Annotated in this window: 17 protein-coding genes; 7 read left to right on the forward strand and 10 right to left on the reverse strand. The window is 70.8% G+C overall.

The window, feature by feature from the left end:
- Window positions 1-163: 163 nt before the first annotated feature.
- The 9 genes from uraH to ABD286_RS08725 form a co-directional block, all read right to left on the reverse strand.
- On the reverse strand, window positions 164-490 hold the full coding sequence (gene uraH, locus ABD286_RS08685) for a hydroxyisourate hydrolase (RefSeq protein ID WP_344192216.1): 327 nt from the start codon (window positions 488-490) through the stop codon (window positions 164-166).
- Entirely contained in the window at window positions 490-996 is a 507-nt protein-coding gene (gene uraD, locus ABD286_RS08690; RefSeq protein WP_344192218.1) for a 2-oxo-4-hydroxy-4-carboxy-5-ureidoimidazoline decarboxylase, read from the reverse strand. Before uraD (ABD286_RS08690) ends, uraH begins: the two co-directional genes overlap by 1 nt.
- Window positions 997-1,004: 8 nt before the next feature.
- Window positions 1,005-2,939, reverse strand: a complete 1,935-nt coding sequence (gene uraD / locus ABD286_RS08695) for a 2-oxo-4-hydroxy-4-carboxy-5-ureidoimidazoline decarboxylase (RefSeq protein WP_344192220.1) — start codon at window positions 2,937-2,939, stop codon at window positions 1,005-1,007.
- Window positions 2,940-3,063: 124 nt separating this feature from the next.
- A complete protein-coding gene (locus ABD286_RS08700; RefSeq protein ID WP_344192222.1) occupies window positions 3,064-4,446 on the reverse strand; it encodes a nucleobase:cation symporter-2 family protein in 1,383 nt (460 codons plus the stop codon).
- Between the two features lie 23 nt (window positions 4,447-4,469).
- The gene (gene pucL / locus ABD286_RS08705; RefSeq protein ID WP_344192224.1) at window positions 4,470-5,408 is read right to left on the reverse strand and encodes a factor-independent urate hydroxylase; all 939 of its coding nucleotides are present in this window, start codon (window positions 5,406-5,408) and stop codon (window positions 4,470-4,472) included.
- Window positions 5,409-5,802: 394 nt separating this feature from the next.
- Window positions 5,803-6,327 carry a helix-turn-helix domain-containing protein gene (locus ABD286_RS08710; RefSeq protein WP_344192226.1) on the reverse strand — a complete coding sequence of 175 codons (525 nt, stop codon included), beginning with the start codon at window positions 6,325-6,327 and terminating at the stop codon, window positions 5,803-5,805.
- 63 nt (window positions 6,328-6,390) lie between these two features.
- The gene (locus tag ABD286_RS08715; protein WP_344192228.1) at window positions 6,391-7,314 is read right to left on the reverse strand and encodes an HNH endonuclease signature motif containing protein; all 924 of its coding nucleotides are present in this window, start codon (window positions 7,312-7,314) and stop codon (window positions 6,391-6,393) included.
- A 770-nt stretch (window positions 7,315-8,084) separates the two neighbouring features.
- Window positions 8,085-9,341, reverse strand: a complete 1,257-nt coding sequence (locus ABD286_RS08720; RefSeq protein WP_344192230.1) for a DUF6986 family protein — start codon at window positions 9,339-9,341, stop codon at window positions 8,085-8,087.
- Window positions 9,338-10,822 carry an NAD-dependent malic enzyme gene (locus ABD286_RS08725; RefSeq protein ID WP_344192232.1) on the reverse strand — a complete coding sequence of 495 codons (1,485 nt, stop codon included), beginning with the start codon at window positions 10,820-10,822 and terminating at the stop codon, window positions 9,338-9,340. Before ABD286_RS08725 ends, ABD286_RS08720 begins: the two co-directional genes overlap by 4 nt.
- A gap of 121 nt (window positions 10,823-10,943) precedes the next feature.
- On the opposite strand from ABD286_RS08725, the gene ABD286_RS08730 reads away from it, so the two are divergent.
- Window positions 10,944-11,801: a PaaX family transcriptional regulator gene (locus tag ABD286_RS08730; protein WP_344192234.1), complete on the forward strand. Its 858-nt coding sequence runs from the start codon at window positions 10,944-10,946 to the stop codon at window positions 11,799-11,801.
- On the opposite strand, the gene ABD286_RS08735 is transcribed toward ABD286_RS08730, so the two are convergent.
- Entirely contained in the window at window positions 11,767-12,198 is a 432-nt protein-coding gene (locus ABD286_RS08735; protein ID WP_344192236.1) for a RidA family protein, read from the reverse strand. The genes ABD286_RS08730 and ABD286_RS08735 overlap by 35 nt on opposite strands.
- Window positions 12,199-12,298: 100 nt before the next feature.
- On the opposite strand from ABD286_RS08735, the gene ABD286_RS08740 reads away from it, so the two are divergent.
- The 6 genes from ABD286_RS08740 (at window position 12,299) to ABD286_RS08765 (ending at window position 19,183) form a co-directional block, all read left to right on the forward strand.
- Window positions 12,299-13,174 (forward strand): fumarylacetoacetate hydrolase family protein, encoded by an 876-nt coding sequence (locus ABD286_RS08740; RefSeq protein ID WP_344192238.1) that lies wholly within the window; start codon window positions 12,299-12,301, stop codon window positions 13,172-13,174.
- A 67-nt stretch (window positions 13,175-13,241) separates the two neighbouring features.
- Window positions 13,242-13,697: a cupin domain-containing protein gene (locus tag ABD286_RS08745; protein ID WP_344193327.1), complete on the forward strand. Its 456-nt coding sequence runs from the start codon at window positions 13,242-13,244 to the stop codon at window positions 13,695-13,697.
- Window positions 13,694-14,641, forward strand: coding sequence for an acyl-CoA thioesterase (locus ABD286_RS08750; protein ID WP_344192240.1), 948 nt, complete (start codon window positions 13,694-13,696; stop codon window positions 14,639-14,641). Before ABD286_RS08745 ends, ABD286_RS08750 begins: the two co-directional genes overlap by 4 nt.
- The gene (locus ABD286_RS08755) at window positions 14,641-16,320 is read left to right on the forward strand and encodes an AMP-binding protein (protein ID WP_344192242.1); all 1,680 of its coding nucleotides are present in this window, start codon (window positions 14,641-14,643) and stop codon (window positions 16,318-16,320) included. Before ABD286_RS08750 ends, ABD286_RS08755 begins: the two co-directional genes overlap by 1 nt.
- On the forward strand, window positions 16,317-18,767 hold the full coding sequence (locus ABD286_RS08760) for a bifunctional salicylyl-CoA 5-hydroxylase/oxidoreductase (protein WP_344192244.1): 2,451 nt from the start codon (window positions 16,317-16,319) through the stop codon (window positions 18,765-18,767). Before ABD286_RS08755 ends, ABD286_RS08760 begins: the two co-directional genes overlap by 4 nt.
- The gene (locus ABD286_RS08765; RefSeq protein WP_344192246.1) at window positions 18,764-19,183 is read left to right on the forward strand and encodes an acyl-CoA thioesterase; all 420 of its coding nucleotides are present in this window, start codon (window positions 18,764-18,766) and stop codon (window positions 19,181-19,183) included. The genes ABD286_RS08760 and ABD286_RS08765 overlap by 4 nt, the downstream gene beginning before the upstream one ends.
- Window positions 19,184-19,207: the final 24 nt, after the last annotated feature.

Raw genomic sequence — 19,207 nt, forward strand, 5'->3', positions numbered from 1 at the left:
CATGGCGTCCTTCTGACTTTCGTATCGTGGAATTTGTTTTCCGACTGGTGAGAGGTTATGAGGAGGCCGGGCGGCGGGTCAATGGTCCCGACGCCCTGTCCCAGCACGCGGCGCAGATATATCCGCGGCACGTGGGTTCCGCTGGCCCCCAGCGGGGTTCGGCTCAGCTGCCCCGGTAGGTGGAGTAGCCGAACGGGTTGAGCAGCACGGGCACGTGGTAGTGCTGCGCCGCGTCGGAGATGGTGAAGACGACGACCACCTCGGGGTAGAACGCCTCGGTGTCGCGTGCCGCGAAGTAGGCGCCGGAGGCGAACCGCAGCCGGTAGTCGCCCGCCTCCAACCGGTCCGGGCCGATGGTGCCGACGCGACCGTCGCCGTCGGTCACTCCGTCTCCGATCGCGGTGCCGTCGAGGCCCTCGAGGACGACCCCGATCCCGGCGGCGGGCCGCCCCAGGCTGGTGTCGAGGACGTGCGTGGAGAGGGTGCCCATCAGGCGACCACCTGTCGGAGTCGGAGCAGCGCGATCTCGCGGAGCTGGGTGACGGTCTCGGCGCGTTCGGCCTCGTCGTCGTTCTCGAGTCGGCGGCGGAGCTCGGCGAGGATCTCGGGGGCGGAGCGCCCGGCCGCCCGGATGAGGAAGACCCGGTCGAACCGCTCCTCGTATGCCGCGTTGCCGGCAGCGAGCTCGCGCGCCACCTCCGCGTCGGCCGGGTCGACCCCGGACTGCTCCTTGGCACTGAACGCGGCGTGGTGCTGCGGGCTCGACGCGCGCTCGCCGATCCGCGGGTGCCCGGCCAGGGCCGTCTCGAGCTCGGCCTCGTCGAGGTCCGCCGCCGCGGTGGTTGCGGTCTCCTCCAGAGCCGGCCACGCGGCATACGGGCGGCCGTCCCGGACGGTGTCGACCCAGCGGGGCACCGGCAGGCACGCGGCCAGCCGCTCCCCCACCTCGTCGGCGGGCAGGGAGTTGAAGTCCTCGATGCTCACTGACTGGCTCACTGACTGGCTCACTGGCTCTCCACGAATCGGGTCCGGGCGGAGTGGATGGGGTTGGCGTCGGCGACGAGGTCGTCGAACCGGTACCCCGCGATCTTCGCAGCCTCGACCAGGGCAGCGGCGTGCTCCTGGGCGGGCGAGTTCTCCAGCCGCTGCCATCCCGAGCGCACCACCTGGTCGAACGAGTCGCGGTCGCGCACGCAGGTGACCAGGGGGAAGCCGAACCGGTCGCGGTACTGCGACGTGAGCTCGGACAGCTCGCCGTAGGACTTCTCGTCGAGGCGGGTGAGTCCGAGGAAGGCCTGGTCGTGCAACGAGTCCTCACCCTCCCGGCCGTCGGCGACGCTCTCGGCACCGAGGTCGGGGTAGGAGTCGATGAGCTGGCGCTGCTCGTCCTCGCCGGCCGTGTACAGCGCCTCCTGGAACGCGCGGCGCAGGTCGCTCGTGTCGGCGAACGGCCGTGACTCGTAGGCCCGTTCGGCCGCCCAGCGAGGGCCCTGGAACAGGCTGCCGAAGGTCTCGACGAACTGCTCACGGCTCATCTCGTTGACCTGGGAGAGGCGGACCAGCCGACCCGGCGCACCGGCGACGGCGGGGCCACGGCTCGAACCCACGTGGTGGAACAGGAAGTTCAGCACGATGGCGGTGATCGAGCCGAGCGTGATCCCGGAGCCGAGGATGATCTGGGCCCAGCTCGGGACGGCCTTCGCGACATCGGGCTGGGCGGTGACGTACATGGCCAGGCCGACGCTCGTCGCGACGATGACGACGTTGCGGTGGTCGTGGAAGTCGACGCGCGACAGGGTCTGGAAGCCGACGACCGCGACGGTCGCGAACATCGCCAGCGCGGCGCCTCCCAGGACCGGGTGCGGGATGCCCGCCACGATCGCCCCCGCCTTCGGGATGAGGCCGATGACGATCATGATCAGGCCGGCGGTCGCCACGACGTACCGGCTCTTCACGCGGGTGAGCCGCACGAGGCCGACGTTCTCGGCGAAGCAGGTGTAGGGGAAGGAGTTGAAGACGCCGCCGATGGTCGTGGCCAGGCCGTCGGCGCGCAGGGCGCGGGCGATGTCCTCGCGCCCGATCCGCTTCTCGACGATCTCGCCGGTGGCGAAGACGTCACCAGTCGTCTCGACCGCGGTGATGAGCATGACGACGATCATCGAGATGATCGCGGCGACGGAGAACTTCGGCCAACCGAAGTGGAAGGGCGCGGTGAAGCCGATCCACCCGGACCCGGCCACGCTGTCGAAGTGCGCGTCGCCGAGCAGCCAGGCGATGAGCGTGCCGGCGACCAGTCCGATGAGGACGGCCACGGTGGCCATGAAGCCCTTGAAGATCCGCTGGATCGCGACGATCAGCGCCAGGGTGCCGAGCGCGTACGCGAGGTTGCGGCCGCTGGTCGGGTCGAGCGAGGGGCCCGCCCCACCCGCGGCGTCGGCCGCGGCGACCGGAAGCAGGGCGAGGCCGATGATCGTGATGACCGAGCCGGTGACGACCGGTGGGAAGAACCGGATGAGCCGACTGAAGTACGGCGCGATGAGGAAGGTGAACAACCCCGCCACGATGACGGCGCCGTAGATGACGAGCAGGCCGTCGGTGCCACCGCCCGCCGCCAGGCCGATCGCGATCATCGGCGAGACCGCCGTGAACGTCACGCCCTGGAGCAGCGGCAGCCGCACGCCGACCTTCCAGAAGCCGACCGACTGGATGATCGACGCTATCCCGCAGGTGAACAGGTCGGCGTTGATGAGGTGGATGAGCTCCTGCTGGTTGAGCCCGATGGAGTTGGCGAGCAGGATCGGCACGATGACGGCGCCCGCGTAGAACGCGAGGACGTGCTGGAAGCCGTAGATCGCGAGCTTGGGGACGGGCAGCACCTCGTCGACGGGGTGCCGGGAAGGACGCTGGCTGGACTGCGGTGGGGCGGTGGCTGCACTCATGACAGGCACCTTTCTGTTCGCGGGAGAAGCAGAGCGGGAGGTGTGCGGAGAGAGGCGGGCGGCACGGCGGTGCCGTCGGTATGGCGCGGGGGTCCGGGCCGGGTGCGTGCGTGGGGAGTCGGGGTCACCGCTCGCGCAGCGCTCGGGCCTGGTCCTTGCTGACCATGACGGGTGGGGCGCCGGACACGACGGACGGTGAGCGGCCCACCCCGCCGCGCATGACGTTGAAGAACAGGTTGAGCAGGACCGCGACCAGGCTGGCCGCGCTGATGCCGGAGTGGAAGATCGTGGCGAACCACTCGGGGAACTGGTCGTAGAACGACGGGACCGCGATGGGGATGATGCCGAAGCCGAGGGCGGTGGCGACCAGGACGATGTTGAGGTTGCCGTCGTAGTCGACCTTGGAGAGCGTGCGGATGCCGCTCGCCGCGACCGAGCCGAACAAGATGATGCCGGCGCCGCCGAGCACGGGCTGCGGGACCGCGGCCACGACGCGACCGAGGACCGGCAGCAGGCCCAGGACGACCAGGACCGACCCTCCGGCGGAGACGACCCAACGGCTCTTGATGCCGGTGATGGCGACGACGCCGACGTTCTGGGCGAACGCGCTCGCCGGGAAGCTGTTGAACACCGGGGCGATCGCCGTCGCGAGCATGTCTGCCCGCAGGCCGTCACCAACCCGTCGCGGGCTGGTCTCGGTGCCGACGATCTCGCCGACCGCGAGGATGTCCGCGGTGGTCTCGGTCATGATCACGAGGATCACGATGGTCATCGAGATGATCGCGCCGACCTGGAAGACCGGGGCACCGAACTGGAACGGTGTCGGGAAGGCGGCCCAGCTCCCGGTGCCGACGCCGTCGAAGTCGGCCTTGCCGATGACGAGGGCGAAGACCGTGCCGACGACGATCCCGAGCAGGATCGACAACCGGCTGACCGGCCCCTGCACGAGGCGCGAGAGCAGCAGGATGACGAGGAGGGTGAAGGCGGCCAGGCCGATGTTGCCCATCGAGCCCCAGTCGGCAGCCTTGTCGTTGCCGCCCATGGCCCAGCGGACCGCGACGGGAAAGAGCGACAGGCCGATGACGGTGATGATCGTGCCGTTGACCACGGGCGGGAAGAACCGCACGACCTGGCTGAAGAACGGGCTGATGGCGAGTCCGACGAGGCCGGCCACGATGATCGAGCCGAAGACGGCCGGCAGTCCTCCGTCGCCGGTCGCGACCGCCGTCATGGTGGAGACGCTCGCGAACGAGATCCCCTGCACGAGCGGCAGCTGCGAGCCGAAGAACGGGATGCCCACGCTCTGCAGGATCGTCGCGAGCCCGCTGACGAAGAGGGCGGCCGAGACGAGCAGGGCGATCTCGGTGCCGGACAGGCCGGCCGCTCCCCCGACGATCAGGGGCGGGGCGATGACGCCGCCGTACATCGTGAGGATGTGCTGGACGCCGTAGGCGTAGGTCGGGCCGAGCTTGAGCCGCTCGTCCTCGGGTCGCGTCGTCGTTGACACGGGAGGCCTCCTGTTCCGACCGGTCAGCAGAAGCCCGGGACGGTGAGCCAGGCGTCACCTGGGTCGCTGCCGTCCTCGCGCTGCACGGTGGCCTCGATGAGGCCGTAGGGGCGGTCCGCGGCGATGAAGACCTCACCGGGGTTGTCGAGCCCGAAGGGCGACAGGTCGACGAGGAAGTGGTGCTTGTTCGGGGCGGAGAACTTGATCTCCGCGACCTCGGGGTGGGCGGCGAGCACCGCGGACCCCATGGCGTAGAGGCTCTCCTGCAGCGCGCGACTGTAGGTGGTCGCGAAGGTCTCGAGCATCACCTGGCGGATGTCGTCGAACGACTTGTTCCAGTCGGTGCCCGACGTCACCGCGTCGTCCTCGTAGCGCCAACGGGCCACCAGCGAGGTCGCGAGGATGCGGTCGTCGGTCTCCTGCAGGGTCGTGTACTCGTCCTTGAGGAAGCCCTTGAACTCCGAGCCGGTCGACTTGAGGACGACGAGGTCCTTGACCCCGGAGACGACCCAGGCGCGCGTGGTCGCGTTGCCCTGCTCGTCCTTCTCACCGCTGCGCTGGCGGGTGACGACCGTCGTGCGCACCTCTCCACCGCGCTTGACGAAGGCGTGGTCGTGGCCGGCGCCCCCGACGTCGATGCGGTCCCATGCGTACTCCTCGACCTCGACGCGGCTCGCGTCGGCGGCGGGCGTCACGGCCAGGAACCGGTCACCGAGGGTGAGCGCGTAGTCCTCGGGAGAGGTGACCCCGTGCTCCTTGGCGAAGGCGAACGCGGTGTTCTTCTGGGTGTCGGTCGGCAGGACGTTGGCCTGGTCGCCGGTCTCGTGGGCCTCACGGAAGTCGCCGCGCAGGGCGGTCGAGACGTTGAGGTCCCGGATCTCGTGGCGGGCGGTGTCGCGGTAGATCCGCACGACGCGGTTCTCCGCCTTGCCGTACTGGTTGGGTCCGAGGACGAAGCTCATGGTGCTCCTTGCCGGGGCTGCGGTGCCGGTGACGGGCCAGGCGGGCCGGTGTCGGCGGGCCTGGGAGTGCAAGCGGGTGACCGGCGGGTGGTGGCCGGTCGTGCCGCGGGCGCAGGGTGGGCGTCCAGTGCGCTTCTGCGTCAGGAGTTCGTGGACTTCCATGATGCGGAAACGATATTGCGAATAGTGGAACGGTAGGGCGGCTGCGCTGCCGACGTCAACAGTTTGTTGAGAATTTTCTCGGCGGTCCAGCCCTTGTCCACCGACCGGTCCCGGGTCCGCACCCATCGGCAGAGGTCCCTCGCCGGACAGAGGGATGCCAAGAGCGAGGTATGCGGCCGCCTTGGCATCCCTGCGCCGCATGGGCCCAAGCGGCCCGACCCCCGTAGCCCCGTCAGGGGCGGGAGGCGTCGGCTTCGCGGATCCGGTTGAGGTAGTTGTAGACGGTGAAGCGCGTCAGGCCGAGCGCCTCGGCGACCGTCTCGGCCGACCGCCGCATCTCGAACGCCCCGCGCTCCTCGAGCAGCCGCACGGCGTGCTGCTTCTGGGCGCGCGGCAGGCTCGACAGCGCCCCTCCCAGCTCACGCTCGACGTCGGCGATCAGCCGGGTCAGGCCGTCGCTGAGGTCGGTCGCACCCCGGCCGCCACCACCTGACGACGGGCCTGCTGCGGTCGACGCGGCGAGGTCGCTCAGCGTCAGGGTCACCCGGGTCGCACCGTGCGAGAGCGCCTCCTTGAGCGCCTGCGCGACGGCATCGACGACGACGTCGGCCTCGCCCTCGACCGACGTGCCGAGCGGGCCGAGGTCCGGCGTCAGCCCGACCTGTCGCAACGCCTCCGCCGGCGCCGACACGTGCTCGGGCAGCCGGTCGTCCTCACCGTGGAACGGCTCGGTCGTGAACTCCACCCGGACGCGCATGGGCGTCACGCTACTGGCCCGCCACCACCAGCCAGCTCACGCCCTCGCCCAGCCCCTTTGCCGTCAGCCTGGCGGTTCGGTCTCCCAGGGGATGAGGCCTTCGGAGATGATGACGAGTCCGGCTCCGGAGGACGTGGTCCTTCGCCCGGCTGGAGTGCGGGGTGTGCGGGTGGGTTGTCCGGGTGGTCTGGTGCGGGCGAGTTCGGGGTGGGTGATCTCGAGGTCGGAGGGGAGCTCGATGTCGTTCCAGTGGGCGTTGCCGCCGGTGGGTGGTTGGTAGGTGCCGGCCGGGACGGTCGGGTCGCCGCCGGGTGGTGGTGCTGTCTCGTCGGGTCGGGGTGGGCGGATGGGTAGCCCGTACCGGTTGGTCACGGTCAGGCCGTCGGGTCGGTCGGGGTCGCCGGTGATCTGGTAGTCGCCGCGGTCGATGCCGTCGTGGTGATTGGTGCACAACGAGATCTGGTTGGTGGTGTCAGTGGCACCGCCGTCGGCCCAGGGGTGCAGGTGGTGGATCTCGACGAAGCCGGTGTTGGTGGTGGGGCAGCCGGGGAACCGGCAGCCGCGGTCGCGGTCGAGGACCAGGCGTCGGGAGCGTTCGGGCAGGATCCGCATCGACCGCCCGACCGAGACCGGTCGCCCTTGGGTTTCCCAGACGGGCTGGACCACACCATCGCTGACGAACCGCCCGAGCAGCCGCTTCGGGATCGCGTGCCCGCCGGTGGCCCACGCACCGTTGGTGTCCAGGTGCAGGTACACCCGGTAGTGCGCCGCCCTCGACGTAGACGCGATCGAGGCCAGGGACCGGTTCGCCATCTCCTCGAGCGCGTCGGCATACGTCGGCAGCCCGGCGTGCGGGTCCTGGCTGTAGCCCAGCCCTGCGCCCGCCTCGGCGCCATCGGCACGGCCATCGCTGGCGGCATCGCTCGCGGTCTTGTCGGTTGCGGTGTCGCGGCGGCGGGTGAACAAGGCGTCCTTGGCCTCCTTCAACGGCCTGTTCGACCAAGGCGCCGATGGTGGCTGGGGCGGAGTACCGCAGCTGGAACCGGCCATCAGCGTCGTACGTCATGGTCAGCTCGGGTCGTGCGCAGGCCCGCTGCTCCGCGACCGAGGCCTTCGAGGCGTCGTGCTGTTCCCTCACCAGGGTGCGGGCGTCTGGAGCGGTGATGGTCGCGTCTGGTCCGTCGTCACCCGGTTCGGGTACTGGGTCGGCGGGAAAGGCGTGCATCCGGACCGCACGACGAAGCTGGGGCACCGTCGCTTCGCGAGCGAACCGGGTCAGCGACTTCTGGTGACTCGCGGGCACGTTGCGGGCCAGGACGGCGACCTGGTCCAGGGACAGCTCACCGGCAGACAGTGCAGTCCCGGCATCGGTCAGCTCCGACCGGCGCCGTGCGACGGCGACGATGTCGGCCGCGTGGGCAGGGGCCAACCCGGCCCGGACGACCAGGTAGTGCTCGGGGGACTTGAACCCGCCCTCACCCCAGTGACCGCCGGTCATGACCTCGTCGATGATGTCGACCAGCTCGGCCTGGGCCCGGTTCAACCGTCCTGCAACGGCGGCGGTCCGGTCCCACAGGGCCCGGTTCCGCACACCCCAGCTCGCCGCCGGACCGGAGTCCGGGACAGAGGAGAGAGGTGCGCTCGACATACCTCAATCGTACAGGTGTTCGAACTCAGCGTGAAGAGTCGTCCACAGCTAAACCTCACGAGTTCGCCCACAGCAGAACGACATTCGCGCCTCGATGCGCTCCTTTGCCTCAGGCAGTGGCCCGCTTGGCGAGGACGTCCATGCGGGCGCGGTCGATCCCGGTCAGGGCCAGCACCTCGGCGTCGTCCACCGCACCACAGTCGAGACCACGCACGACGAAGTCGGCCAGCGCACGAGCGGTCGCGGGCTCGTCCATGACGCCGGAGTCCACCTGGCCCACGTAGTTGCGCAGCCGCTCTGCCGCGGCGGGCAGGCCCTCGCGGTAGAACGTGTAGGTGGCGGCGTACCGGCTCGGGAGCTGAGCCGGGTGGAGGTCCCATCCTTGGTAGTAGCCCCGCTCGAGCGACCGACGCACCAGCCGCGCGTGCAGGGCCCACGCGGCGTGGACCCGGTCGCGGTCCCCGACAGGCAGGATGTTGGTGGAGCCGTCGGAGAGGCGCACACCGGTGCCGGCCGCAGCCACCTGCATGACGGCCTTGGCGTGGTCGGCGGCCGGGTGCTCCATCGACTGGTACGCCGCAGCGATCCCGCAGGACGCGCTGTAGTCGTAGGTGCCGTAGTGCAGACCGGTGCACCGACCGGCGGACGCGTGCACCATCCGGGCGACCAGCGCAGTGCCGTCAGGACCGAGGATCGACTGCGGCGTCTCGATCTGGATCTCGAAACCGACTGCCCCAGAACGCAGCCCGAGACCTGACTCCAGACGCGAGCAGGCCGTGACCATGGCCTCGACCTGGTCGACCGACGTCACCTTCGGCAGCGTGACGACGAATCCGTCGGGCAGCCGACCGTCGACGGCCACCGCCTCGACGAACCGCGCCAGCGTCCGCACCCCCCGGGCCCGGGTCGGCGCCTCGAAGCTCTTGAACCGGATCCCGTGGAACGGTGCAGCGCCTCCCGAGCCGATCGACGCCAACAGCGCGGCAGCGGCGGCATCCACCGCAGCGTCCTCCTCCTCGTCGGACCGGTTGCCGTACCCGTCCTCGAAGTCGATCCGCAGGTCCTCGATCGGCTCGCTCGACAGCTTGGCCCGCACGCGGCCGACGACCTCGGAGGCGAGGTCGGCCGGCAGACCCAGCACCGCGGCATACTCCGCACCGCTCCCGCCGTGCTGGTCGAGGGCTGCGAGCGCCTCTGCGCCCCAACGGTTCACGAGGTCGGCGTCGTAGCGGTCGACAGGCACGTAGACCGTGTGCACCGGCTGCCGTGCGGCACGTTCGCCGGGAAAGCGAGCAGCGAGGGCGGCGTCCGCGTCGCGCAGGTGGGTGTCGAGCTCGGAGGTGAGGTGGGCTACGTCGAAGGTCATCGGCGGGGGTCCTCGTGCGTGTCGGGAGAGCTGGTCTCGTCGGAGGTGGTGCGGTCGGCGGTGCTGCCGGTGGAGGCCGAGCGGTCGGTATGGCGCTCGTGCGCCCCCGCGGCGTGCCGCACCGCCGCTGCGACCGCCGGGGCCACGTCGGGGTCGAACACGCTGGGGACGATGTAGCTGGCATTGAGCTCGTCGGCGTGGACGCAGTCTGCGATGGCGGTGGCCGCCGCGATCATCATCGCGTCGGTGATGTCGCTGACCCCGGCGTCGAGCAGGCCCCGGAAGAAGCCGGGGAAGGCGAGGACGTTGTTGATCTGGTTGGCGTAGTCCGAGCGGCCGGTGGCGACGACGGCCGCGTGCCGGCTGGCGGCGATCGGGTCGACCTCGGGGTCGGGGTTGGACAGCGCGAAGACGATGGCCTTGTCCTTCATCGTGGCGATGTCGTCGGCGTCGAGGAGGTCCGGTGCCGAGACGCCGATGAAGACGTCGGCGTCGGCGACCACCTGCTTGAGCGTCCCCTGCACCCCGGACGGGTTCGTGTTGTCGGCGATCCAGCCCCGGAACTCGTCGCGGTGCTCGATGCCGATCTCCAGCGCGCCGTGGCGGTCGCACCCGATGATGTCGCTCGCGCCCTGGGCGTGCAGGAGCCGGATGATCGCGTGGCCGGCGGCACCGACCCCCGACACGACGATGCGGACGTCGGTCAGCGACTTGCCCACGACCCGCAGGGCATTGGTGAGCGCGGCCATCACGACAATCGCCGTGCCGTGCTGGTCGTCGTGGAAGACGGGGATGTCCAGCTCGTCGCGCAGGCGTCGCTCGATCTCGAAGCAGCGTGGGGCCGAGATGTCCTCGAGGTTCACGCCGCCGTAGACGGGGGCGATCGCCTTGACGATGCTGATGATCTGCTCGGTGTCCTGGGTGTCGAGGCAGACCGGCCACGCGTCGACCCCGGCGAACTGCTTGAACAGGGCCGCCTTGCCCTCCATCACCGGGAGTGCAGCAGCGGGGCCGATGTTGCCCAGGCCCAGCACCGCGGACCCGTCGGTGACCACCGCGACGGTGTTGCGCTTGATCGTCAGCCGCCGGGCGTCCTCGGGGTTGGCGGCGATCGCCAGGCAGACGCGGGCCACGCCCGGCGTGTAGGCGCGGGACAGGTCGTCGCGGTGCTTGAGCGGCACCTTGGGGTTCACCTCGAGCTTGCCGCCCAGGTGCAGCAGGAAGGTGCGGTCGCTGACCTTGCGCACCGTGACACCGGGGACCGCCGCGATCTCGGCGGTGATGCGGTCGGCGTGGTCGGCGTCGGAGGCGTTGCAGGTCACGTCGACGACCAGGCTCTGCGCCCGCGACTCGACGACGTCCAGGGCGGTGAGCGCCCCGCCTGCTGCGGCGACCGCCGCGGCCAGCGTGCCGGTCGTGTCGATGGCCGCGGGCGCCTCGGCGCGCACGGTGATGGAGTAGCCCGGGCTCGGTGCAGACATCCTTCGACCTCAATCTTCCACGATGCGGATTCTTCTTTTTGTTTTACGGAACATTAGAGCGTCGCCAAGGTCGCGACAAGCACCGTCCACGCTCGGCCACCACGCCGGATACTGTGCCTGCGTGACGACCACGGAGCTCGACGGCGGTGTGGAGCGCGGCCCGCTCCCGCCGCGCGCCCTCATCGTCACCGTGCTGGGCCTGTACGTCCGGGAGTTCGGCGGGTGGATCAGCGTCAGCGCCCTGATCCGGCTCATGGCTGCCGCCGGCGTCGACGAGCAGGCGGTGCGTTCGTCGCTCTCCCGCCTCAAGCGACGCGGCATCGTCGAGGCCGAGCGCCGTGGCGGCGTGGCCGGCTACGCCCTGTCGGAGTACGCGCGGCAGGTGCTCGAGGTCGGCGACCGCCGCATCTTCGCCGAGCGCGAGGAGCACACCCACGACTGGGCCGTCGTCGTCTTCTCCGTCCCGGAGTCCGAACGCCGGAAGCGGCACGCGCTGCGCGCACGGTTGTCCTGGTTGGGGTTCGGCACCGTGTCCTCCGGGGTCTGGATCGCCCCGGGACGCCTGGCCGACGACGCCCGGGACGTGCTGCTCGCCGACGGGCTGGACCCCTACGTCGACCTCTTCCGCGCCGAGTACCTCGCCTTCGGCGACCCGGCCGCCAAGATCGCCGAGTGGTGGGACCTCGCCGCACTCGAGCAGCTCTACGCCGACTTCCGCGATGCCCACGAACCCGCTCGCCGGCACTGGGCCGCGCAGGAGCAGGTCCCGCCGGGCGCCGAGGCCTTCTCGGACTACGTCCGCGCCCTCACGTCCTGGCGACGGCTGCCCTACCTCGACCCGGGCCTGCCCACCGACCTGCTGCCCGACTCGTGGGTGGGGACGACGGCGGCCCAGACGTTCTTCGCCCTCCACGGCACGCTCGCCGGCCCGGCCCACGACTTCGTCACCGCCCAGGCCGGAGCCGCTCGTCCGGGATGACCGCGACGCCGACGATCTCGATGAGCGCCTCGGGCTGCCACAGCGCCGTCGTGCCGATGCCGGCCATCGCGGGGTAGACCGGGCCGGCCAGCTCGCGCCAGGCGCGACCGATCTCGCGGCCGTGCGCCTGGTAGTCGGGGATGTCGGTGAGGTAGATCGTGATGCTCACGAGGTCCTCCGGGACGCCACCCGCCTCGGTCAGCGTCGTGAGCACGTTGGAGAAGGCCTGGCGGAACTGCTCGACGATGCCGCCGGGCACGATCTTCATGTCCGCGTCGAGAGCCGTCTGCCCGCCCAGGTACAGCGTGTTGCCGGACAGCGTGCCGTGCGAGTAGCCGCTCGGCGTCGGCAGCGAGGCCGGGTTGACGGGGACCGGGGACAGCGGGTGGGCGGACATCGAACCTCCAGGGTCGCGAGCGGGTCGTCGGTGACACGGGCGTCGGTCCGAGGGTAGCCCACCTGTTGACGTTTGACGACGATCGTGAAAATCTCGCTATATGCACTTCGGCACCGTCGCCCATGCAGGGACCACTCGCGCCGCCGCCCTGACCTGCGACGGCTGGCGCGCCCTCGCGGCGCCGACCGCACGCCACGACGCCGACGCGCCGTATGCAGCTGCGTCGCCCACGGCGGACCTGTCCGCCTTCCTCGCGGCCGGAGGCACCCTCGGGGCGGACACCCCGCTGGCCGAGGTCCTCGAGGGGGCCACCGTCCGCGCACCACTCCCCCGGCCCGCCAAGGTCATCTGCTGCGGCCTCAACTACGGCGAGCACATCCGCGAGACGGGCCGCGACCTGCCCAGCCACCCCACCCTGTTCGTCAAGTACGCCGACAGCCTCGTCGGCCCGACCGACGACGTGTCGCTGCCCTCCGGCACCGACGTCGACTGGGAGGCCGAGCTGGCCGTGGTCGTCGGCGCGACGATCCGCAGCGCCGACCGCGAGACGGCCGCTGCGGCCATCGCCGGCTACACCGTGGCCAACGACGTCTCGGTGCGCGACTGGCAGTACCGCACCCTCCAGTGGTTCCAGGGCAAGGCGTGGGACGACTCGACCCCGACCGGCCCGGTCGTCGTCACCCCTGACCAGGTCGACCCCGGCGCCGGGCTCACGATCACCTGCCGCGTCAACGGTGAGGAGGTCCAGCGCGACAGCACCGTCACCCTGGTCTTCGACTCGGCCGACCTGCTCGCCTATATCTCGACGTTCACCACCCTGCGCCCCGGCGACCTCGTCCTCACCGGGACGCCCGGTGGCGTCGGTGTGGCCCGCGACCCCAAGCGGTTCCTCGCCGACGGTGACGTCCTCGAGACCGAGGTTGAGGGAATCGGCCTGTTGCGCAACGTCATCCGCCTGACCGACCACACCGCCTGACCGACCACACCGCCTGACCCGACCAAGGAGAGCCATCGTGGAACCCGACTTCAGCAAGTACCAGCTCATGGGCGACAACTCGGTCTACGCCAACGAGGCCGGCCTGGTCGTCCCCGTCGTCACCCGGGGCGGCGCCGAGGTCGGCGACACCGGCCAGTCCGGGGGCGCGAGCCGCATCTCCGGCGTGAGCATCCAGCACACGCCTGCCACTCGGCTGTGGTTCGGCAAGGTGAGCAACGAGGCCGGCTACCGCTCGGTCCCCCACCACCACGGCGAGGCGGAGACCGGTGGCTACGTCCTGTCCGGTCGCGCCCGCATCTACTTCGGCGAGCGCTTCGAGGACTACCTCGACATGACCGAGGGCGACTGGGTCTTCGTGCCGCCGTTCATGCCGCACGTCGAGTGCAACCTCGACCGCAACAACCCCCTCACCTGGATGACCACCCGCACGCCCGAGAACATCGTCGTCAACCTCGACGAGGTCGCCGACGAGGAGCTCCGCCACTGGACGGACCGCCCGTGAGCACTCCCACCTCGGAGGTCGTGACGCAGGCGCTGGCACTGAGTCCTGTTGCGCCACAACACTTCGACGTCGCCTTCACCGCGACGACCCAGCCCTGCCCGTGGCCCAAGGCGTACGGCGGCGACATGGTCGCGCAAGCCGCGGCTGCGGCGATGCTCACCGTCACCGACGGCAAGACGATGCACTCGACGCACAGCTACTTCATGCGCCCCGTCGACATCGGCGCTCCCGTCACCTACGAGGTCGAGATTCTGCGCGACGGCCGCGGCTACGCCACCCGCCAGGTCCGCGCCTTCCAGAACGGCAAGGCCGCCTACACCTGCCTCGCCAGCTTCGCCGCGGGCGAGCAGGGCGGCCGGTATGCCGCGTCGCCGGCCACGGGCCTGCCCGCACCGGACAGCCTGCCCAGCTCCGCGGCATACCTCGCGGACCGCGAGCCGGGCGCCACGGGGGCCGACGGGGTCTGGACCTCGACGATGACGGAGGAGTCCAAGGCGTACTGGTCGGGCGGGCGCAGCTTCGACCTGCGGCACGTGCCCGGGCCGGTCTACCTCGAGGTGGACGGGGGCCGCACGCCGCACCAGGCGTTGTGGGTCAAGCCGTTCGATGCGCTGCGCCCGGTCGAGGGCCTGACCGACGCCCAACGCGACCTGGCCGCGCTGGCATACGTCTGCGACTACACGATCCTCGAGCCGGTGCTGCGGGTGCTCGACCTGCCGTGGGCGCAGCCGGGGCTGGTCACGGCGAGCCTCGACCACGCGATGTGGTTCCACCGGGCACTGCAGCCCGGTGTCCTCGACGGGTGGCTGCTCTACGCGCAGGAGGCGGTGGCCGCGGACTCCGGTCGCGGCGTCGGCCTCGGCCGCTTCTTCACCCCTGACGGCGAGCACCTCGCGACCGTCGTCCAGGAAGGCATGATCCGCGCCACCACGGGAGGTCACTGATGTCGCACGCCCCCGATGCCGCCACCGCGGCCGTCGCCCTGTCGCCGAGCGGGTACACCGACACGTTCGCGCGTGACCACCTCCCGCCGACCGCCCAGTGGCCGACGCTGGAGTTCACCACGCCGGACCTGCAGTACCCCGAGCGGCTCAATGCTGCCGTCGAGCTGCTGGACGCCACCGTCGCCGAGCACGGGCCCGACCGCCCGGCCCTGCGCGCGCCCGACGGCACCGTCTGGTCGTACGGCGAGCTGCTGCGGACCGTGAACCAGGTCGCGGCCGTCCTCACCGACGACCTCGGACTCGTCCCCGGCAACCGCGTGCTGCTGCGCTCCCCCAACAACCCGTGGACCGTGGCCGCCTGGCTGGGGATCCTCAAGGCGGGCGGTGTCGTCGTCACCACGATGGCGGCGCTCCGGGCGCGTGAGCTCGGCCCGATCGTCGAGAAGACCTGGCCCTCCATCGCCCTGGTCGACCACCGGTTCACCGACGACGTCGAGACCGTCCGCGACACGGTCGCCCCTGACCTCGTCGTCGTCCCCTACGGTGGCGAAGCCGACGACGACCTGTCCCGTCGCGTGACGGCGAAACCCGGAGAGTTCGACGCGGTGGACACCGCCGCCGATGACGTCGCCCTCTTCGGGCCGACGTCGGGCAGCACCGGCACCCCGAAGATCACGACCCACTTCCACCGCGACGTCCTGTCCATCGACAACACCTTCGGTCGGCACGTCCTGCGCCTCACCGCGGACGACGTCGTCGCCTGCACCGCGCCGTTCGCCTTCACCTTCGGGCTCGGCATGCTCGTGGTCTTCACCCTGCGGGCCGGTGCCTGTGCGCTCGTCACCGAGCAGGCGACGCCCGCCCAGCTCGCCGAGCTGGTGCAGGAGCACGGGGTGACCGTGCTCGCCACGGCGCCGACGGCATACAAGCAGATCATCAAGGCCGGCCACCTGCCCCGGCTGGCCGGGCTGCGCACGGCGGTCAGCGCCGGCGAGCACATCCCGCAGGAGGTCTGGGAGCAGGTCCGCTCCGAGCTCGGGCTCGCGATCGTGGACGGCATCGGCGCCACCGAGATGCTCCACATCTTCATCTCGGCGGCCGGCGACGACATCCGACCGGGCAGCACCGGCAAGCCCGTACCCGGTTACCGGGCAACGATCCTCGGTGCGGACGACCAGCCCGTGCCGGTGGGCACCGAGGGCCGGCTCGCCGTGATCGGACCGGTCGGGTGCCGCTACCTCGACGACGACCGCCAGCTCGGCTACGTCGTCGACGGGTGGAACGTCACCGGCGACACCTTCGTGCAGGACGAGGACGGCTACTTCTTCTACCGGGCCCGCACCGACAGCATGATCGTCAGCAGCGGCTACAACATCGGCGCCCCCGAGGTGGAGGCCGCGATCGACACCCACCCCGACGTGGTCGAGGCAGGCGTCGTGGGCGAGCCCGACCCCGAGCGCGGTTCGGTCGTGAGCGCGTTCGTCGTGCTGCGCGAGGGAGTCGCGGGCGACGACGCCAAGGCCAAGGAGATCCAGGACCACGTCAAGGCGACGCTGGCCCCCTACAAGTACCCGCGACGGGTGCGCTTCGTCGACCAGCTGCCGCGCAACACCAGCGGAAAGCTCCAGCACTTCAAGCTGCGCGAGCAGATCGTCCGGAACCCCGAGGAGCCGTCATGAGGATCGCGATCGTGGGAGGCGGGCCCGGCGGGCTCTACCTCGCCGCCCTGATGAAGCAGCTCGACGCCGGCCACGAGGTGACGGTGTGGGAGCGCAACGCCCCCGACGACACCTTCGGGTTCGGCGTGGTGTTCTCCGACGAGACCCTCGGCGGGATCGAGAGCGCCGACACCGCCATCTACGGTGCGATGGAGCGCCAGTTCGCGCGGTGGACCGACATCGACGTCGCCATCGACGGCCGGTCCTCGACCATCGGTGGCCAGGGGTTCGCGGCGATGAGCCGCAAGGAGCTGCTGCGCATCCTCCAGGCCCGCGTCGCCGAGCTCGGCGTCGAGGTCCACTACCGGACCGACGCGCCCGACACCGACGAGCTCCGCGCGGAGTACGACCTCGTCGTCGCCTCCGACGGCCTCAACTCCCAGGTGCGGACGCGGTACGCCGACGCGTTCGGCCCCAGCCTCGACCGTCGACACAACAAGTACATCTGGTTCGGCACGGACCTCGTCTTCGAGGCGTTCCAGTTCATCGTCCGCAACACCGAGTTCGGGACGATGCAGATCCACGGCTACCCGTACTCCGACAAGGGATCCACCTTCATCGTGGAGATGCACGAGGACGTATGGCGCCGCGCCGGCCTCGACCGGACCGAGGACGAGGTGTTCCCTCCCGGGGTGTCCGACGAGTACGCCGTCGAGCGCGTCGCCGAGCTGTTCGCCGACGACCTCGGCGGTCACCACATCCTCACGAACAACTCGAAGTGGCTGAGCTTCACCACGGTGCGCAACGAGCGCTGGCACGACGGCAACGTCGTCCTGCTCGGCGACGCCGCCCACACCGCGCACTTCTCCATCGGCTCGGGCACCAAGCTCGCGATGGAGGACGCCCTGGCCCTCGCCGCCTGCCTGCACGAGCACCCCTCGGTCGACGCGGCGCTGGCCGCCTACCAGGAGGAGCGCAAGCCGGTCGTCGAGTCGACCCAGCGCGCCGCCCAGGCCAGCCTCGAGTGGTTCGAGAACATCGGGATGTACGCCGACCAGGACCCCGACGAGTTCGTCTTCAACCTGCTCACCCGCTCGCGCCGCATCACCTTCGAGAACCTCAAGGACCGCGACACCGAGTTCGCCGCCCGGATCCAGGGGGCCTTCGCCCGCCAGGTCGCCGGCGCGGGCGTCGCAGACGGGGCCGCCTGCGAGGTGGACGAGTCCGCCCCGGCGATGTTCCAGCCGACGCAGATCGGCGCGCTGGAGCTGAAGAACCGGATCGTGCTGTCACCCATGGACATGTACTCCGCGGTCGACGGGGTGCCCGGGGAGTTCCACCTCGTGCACCTCGGCTCCAAGGCCCTCGGCGGCGCCGGTCTCGTCATGTCGGAGATGGTCTGCGTCTCGCCCGAGGGTCGCATCACCCCCGGCTGCCCCGGCCTGTGGACCGACGAGCAGCGCGACGCCTGGGCCCGCGTGACGTCGTTCGTCCACGGGCACAGCACCGGGAAGATCGGGCTACAGCTGGGGCACTCCGGGCGCAAGGGCTCGACCAAGCTCATGTGGGAGGGCATGGACGAGCCGCTCACGCAGGACAACTGGGAGGTCGTCGGTCCCTCGGCCCTCCCCTACGGCGAGGGCTGCCACGTCCCGCGGGAGATGACCCGCGCGGACATGGACCAGGTCGTCGGCGACTTCCGCGAGGCCGCCCGCCGCGGTGTCGCGGCAGGCTTCGACCTCGTCGAGGTGCACGCGGCGCACGGCTACCTGCTGTCGTCGTTCCTCTCGCCGATCTCCAACGTCCGCACCGACGAGTACGGCGGCTCGCTGGAGAACCGCCTGCGCTTCCCGCTCGAGGTCTTCGACGCGGTGCGCGAGGTCGTCCCGGAGGCGGTGCCGGTCACGGTTCGCATCTCGGCGACGGACTGGATGCCCGACGGCAACACCGAGCACGACGCCGTCGAGATCGCCCGGGCCTTCATCGAGCACGGCGCCGCTGCGATCGACGTCTCCTCGGGCCAGGTGAGCAAGGACGAGAAGCCGGCGTTCGGCCGGTCCTACCAGACGCCGTTCGCCGACCGGATCCGTCACGAGGTGGCCCGCCCCGCCGGTGTGGCGGTCATCGCCGTCGGCGCGATCTCGTCGCACGACGACGTCAACTCGATCCTGCTCGCCGGTCGCGCGGACCTCTGCGCCCTCGGCCGCACCCACCTCTACGACCCCATGTGGACCCTGCACGCCGCGGCCGAGCAGGAGCACACCGGCCCCGGCGCGCAGTGGCCCGTGCAGTGGGCTGCCGGACGGCGGCGTCCCCCGACGTCGCGCACCGACAAGATCCCGCCGCGCCTGGCGCTGCTGCGCGACGGCCAGGACGGCGAGGTCCACCTGCGGTGGCGTCCCGGCGCCAGCGACGCGAGCCGGGTGCCCGACACGTCAGTGGCGGAGCCTGAGACCGTGTCGGCGTGACCGACACCCTCGCCAGCGCCACCCTGCGGTCCCGGATCGAGTGGATCGACACCGACGCCGCCGGGATCTACCACAACAGCACCGTCACCCGGCTGGTCGAGTCGACCGAGGCGGCACTGACCCGCGAGCGCGGCCTGGAGGGTTACTTCCCCGTCGCCCCGCGAGTGCGGTTCGAGGCCGACTTCGAGGCGCCCCTGTTCTTCGGGCAGGAGGTGACGACGACGGTGTCGGTCGCCGAGCTCGGCACCTCCTCGATGACCTTCACGTTCGAGGTCTGGGGTGAGGAGTTCGAAGGCGCCCCGAGGGTCCGGGCCGCCAAGGGTCGGTACGTCACGGTGCACCTCGACCGCAGCGGCCCCGGCCGACCGCAGAGCGCCCCGTGGCCGGCCGACTGGGTCGAACGCCTCCGCTCCTGAACCCCGAGCCGCCGCTCTAGGCTC

Source organism: Pedococcus aerophilus, assembly GCF_039532215.1.
Lineage (GTDB): Bacteria > Actinomycetota > Actinomycetes > Actinomycetales > Dermatophilaceae > Pedococcus > Pedococcus aerophilus.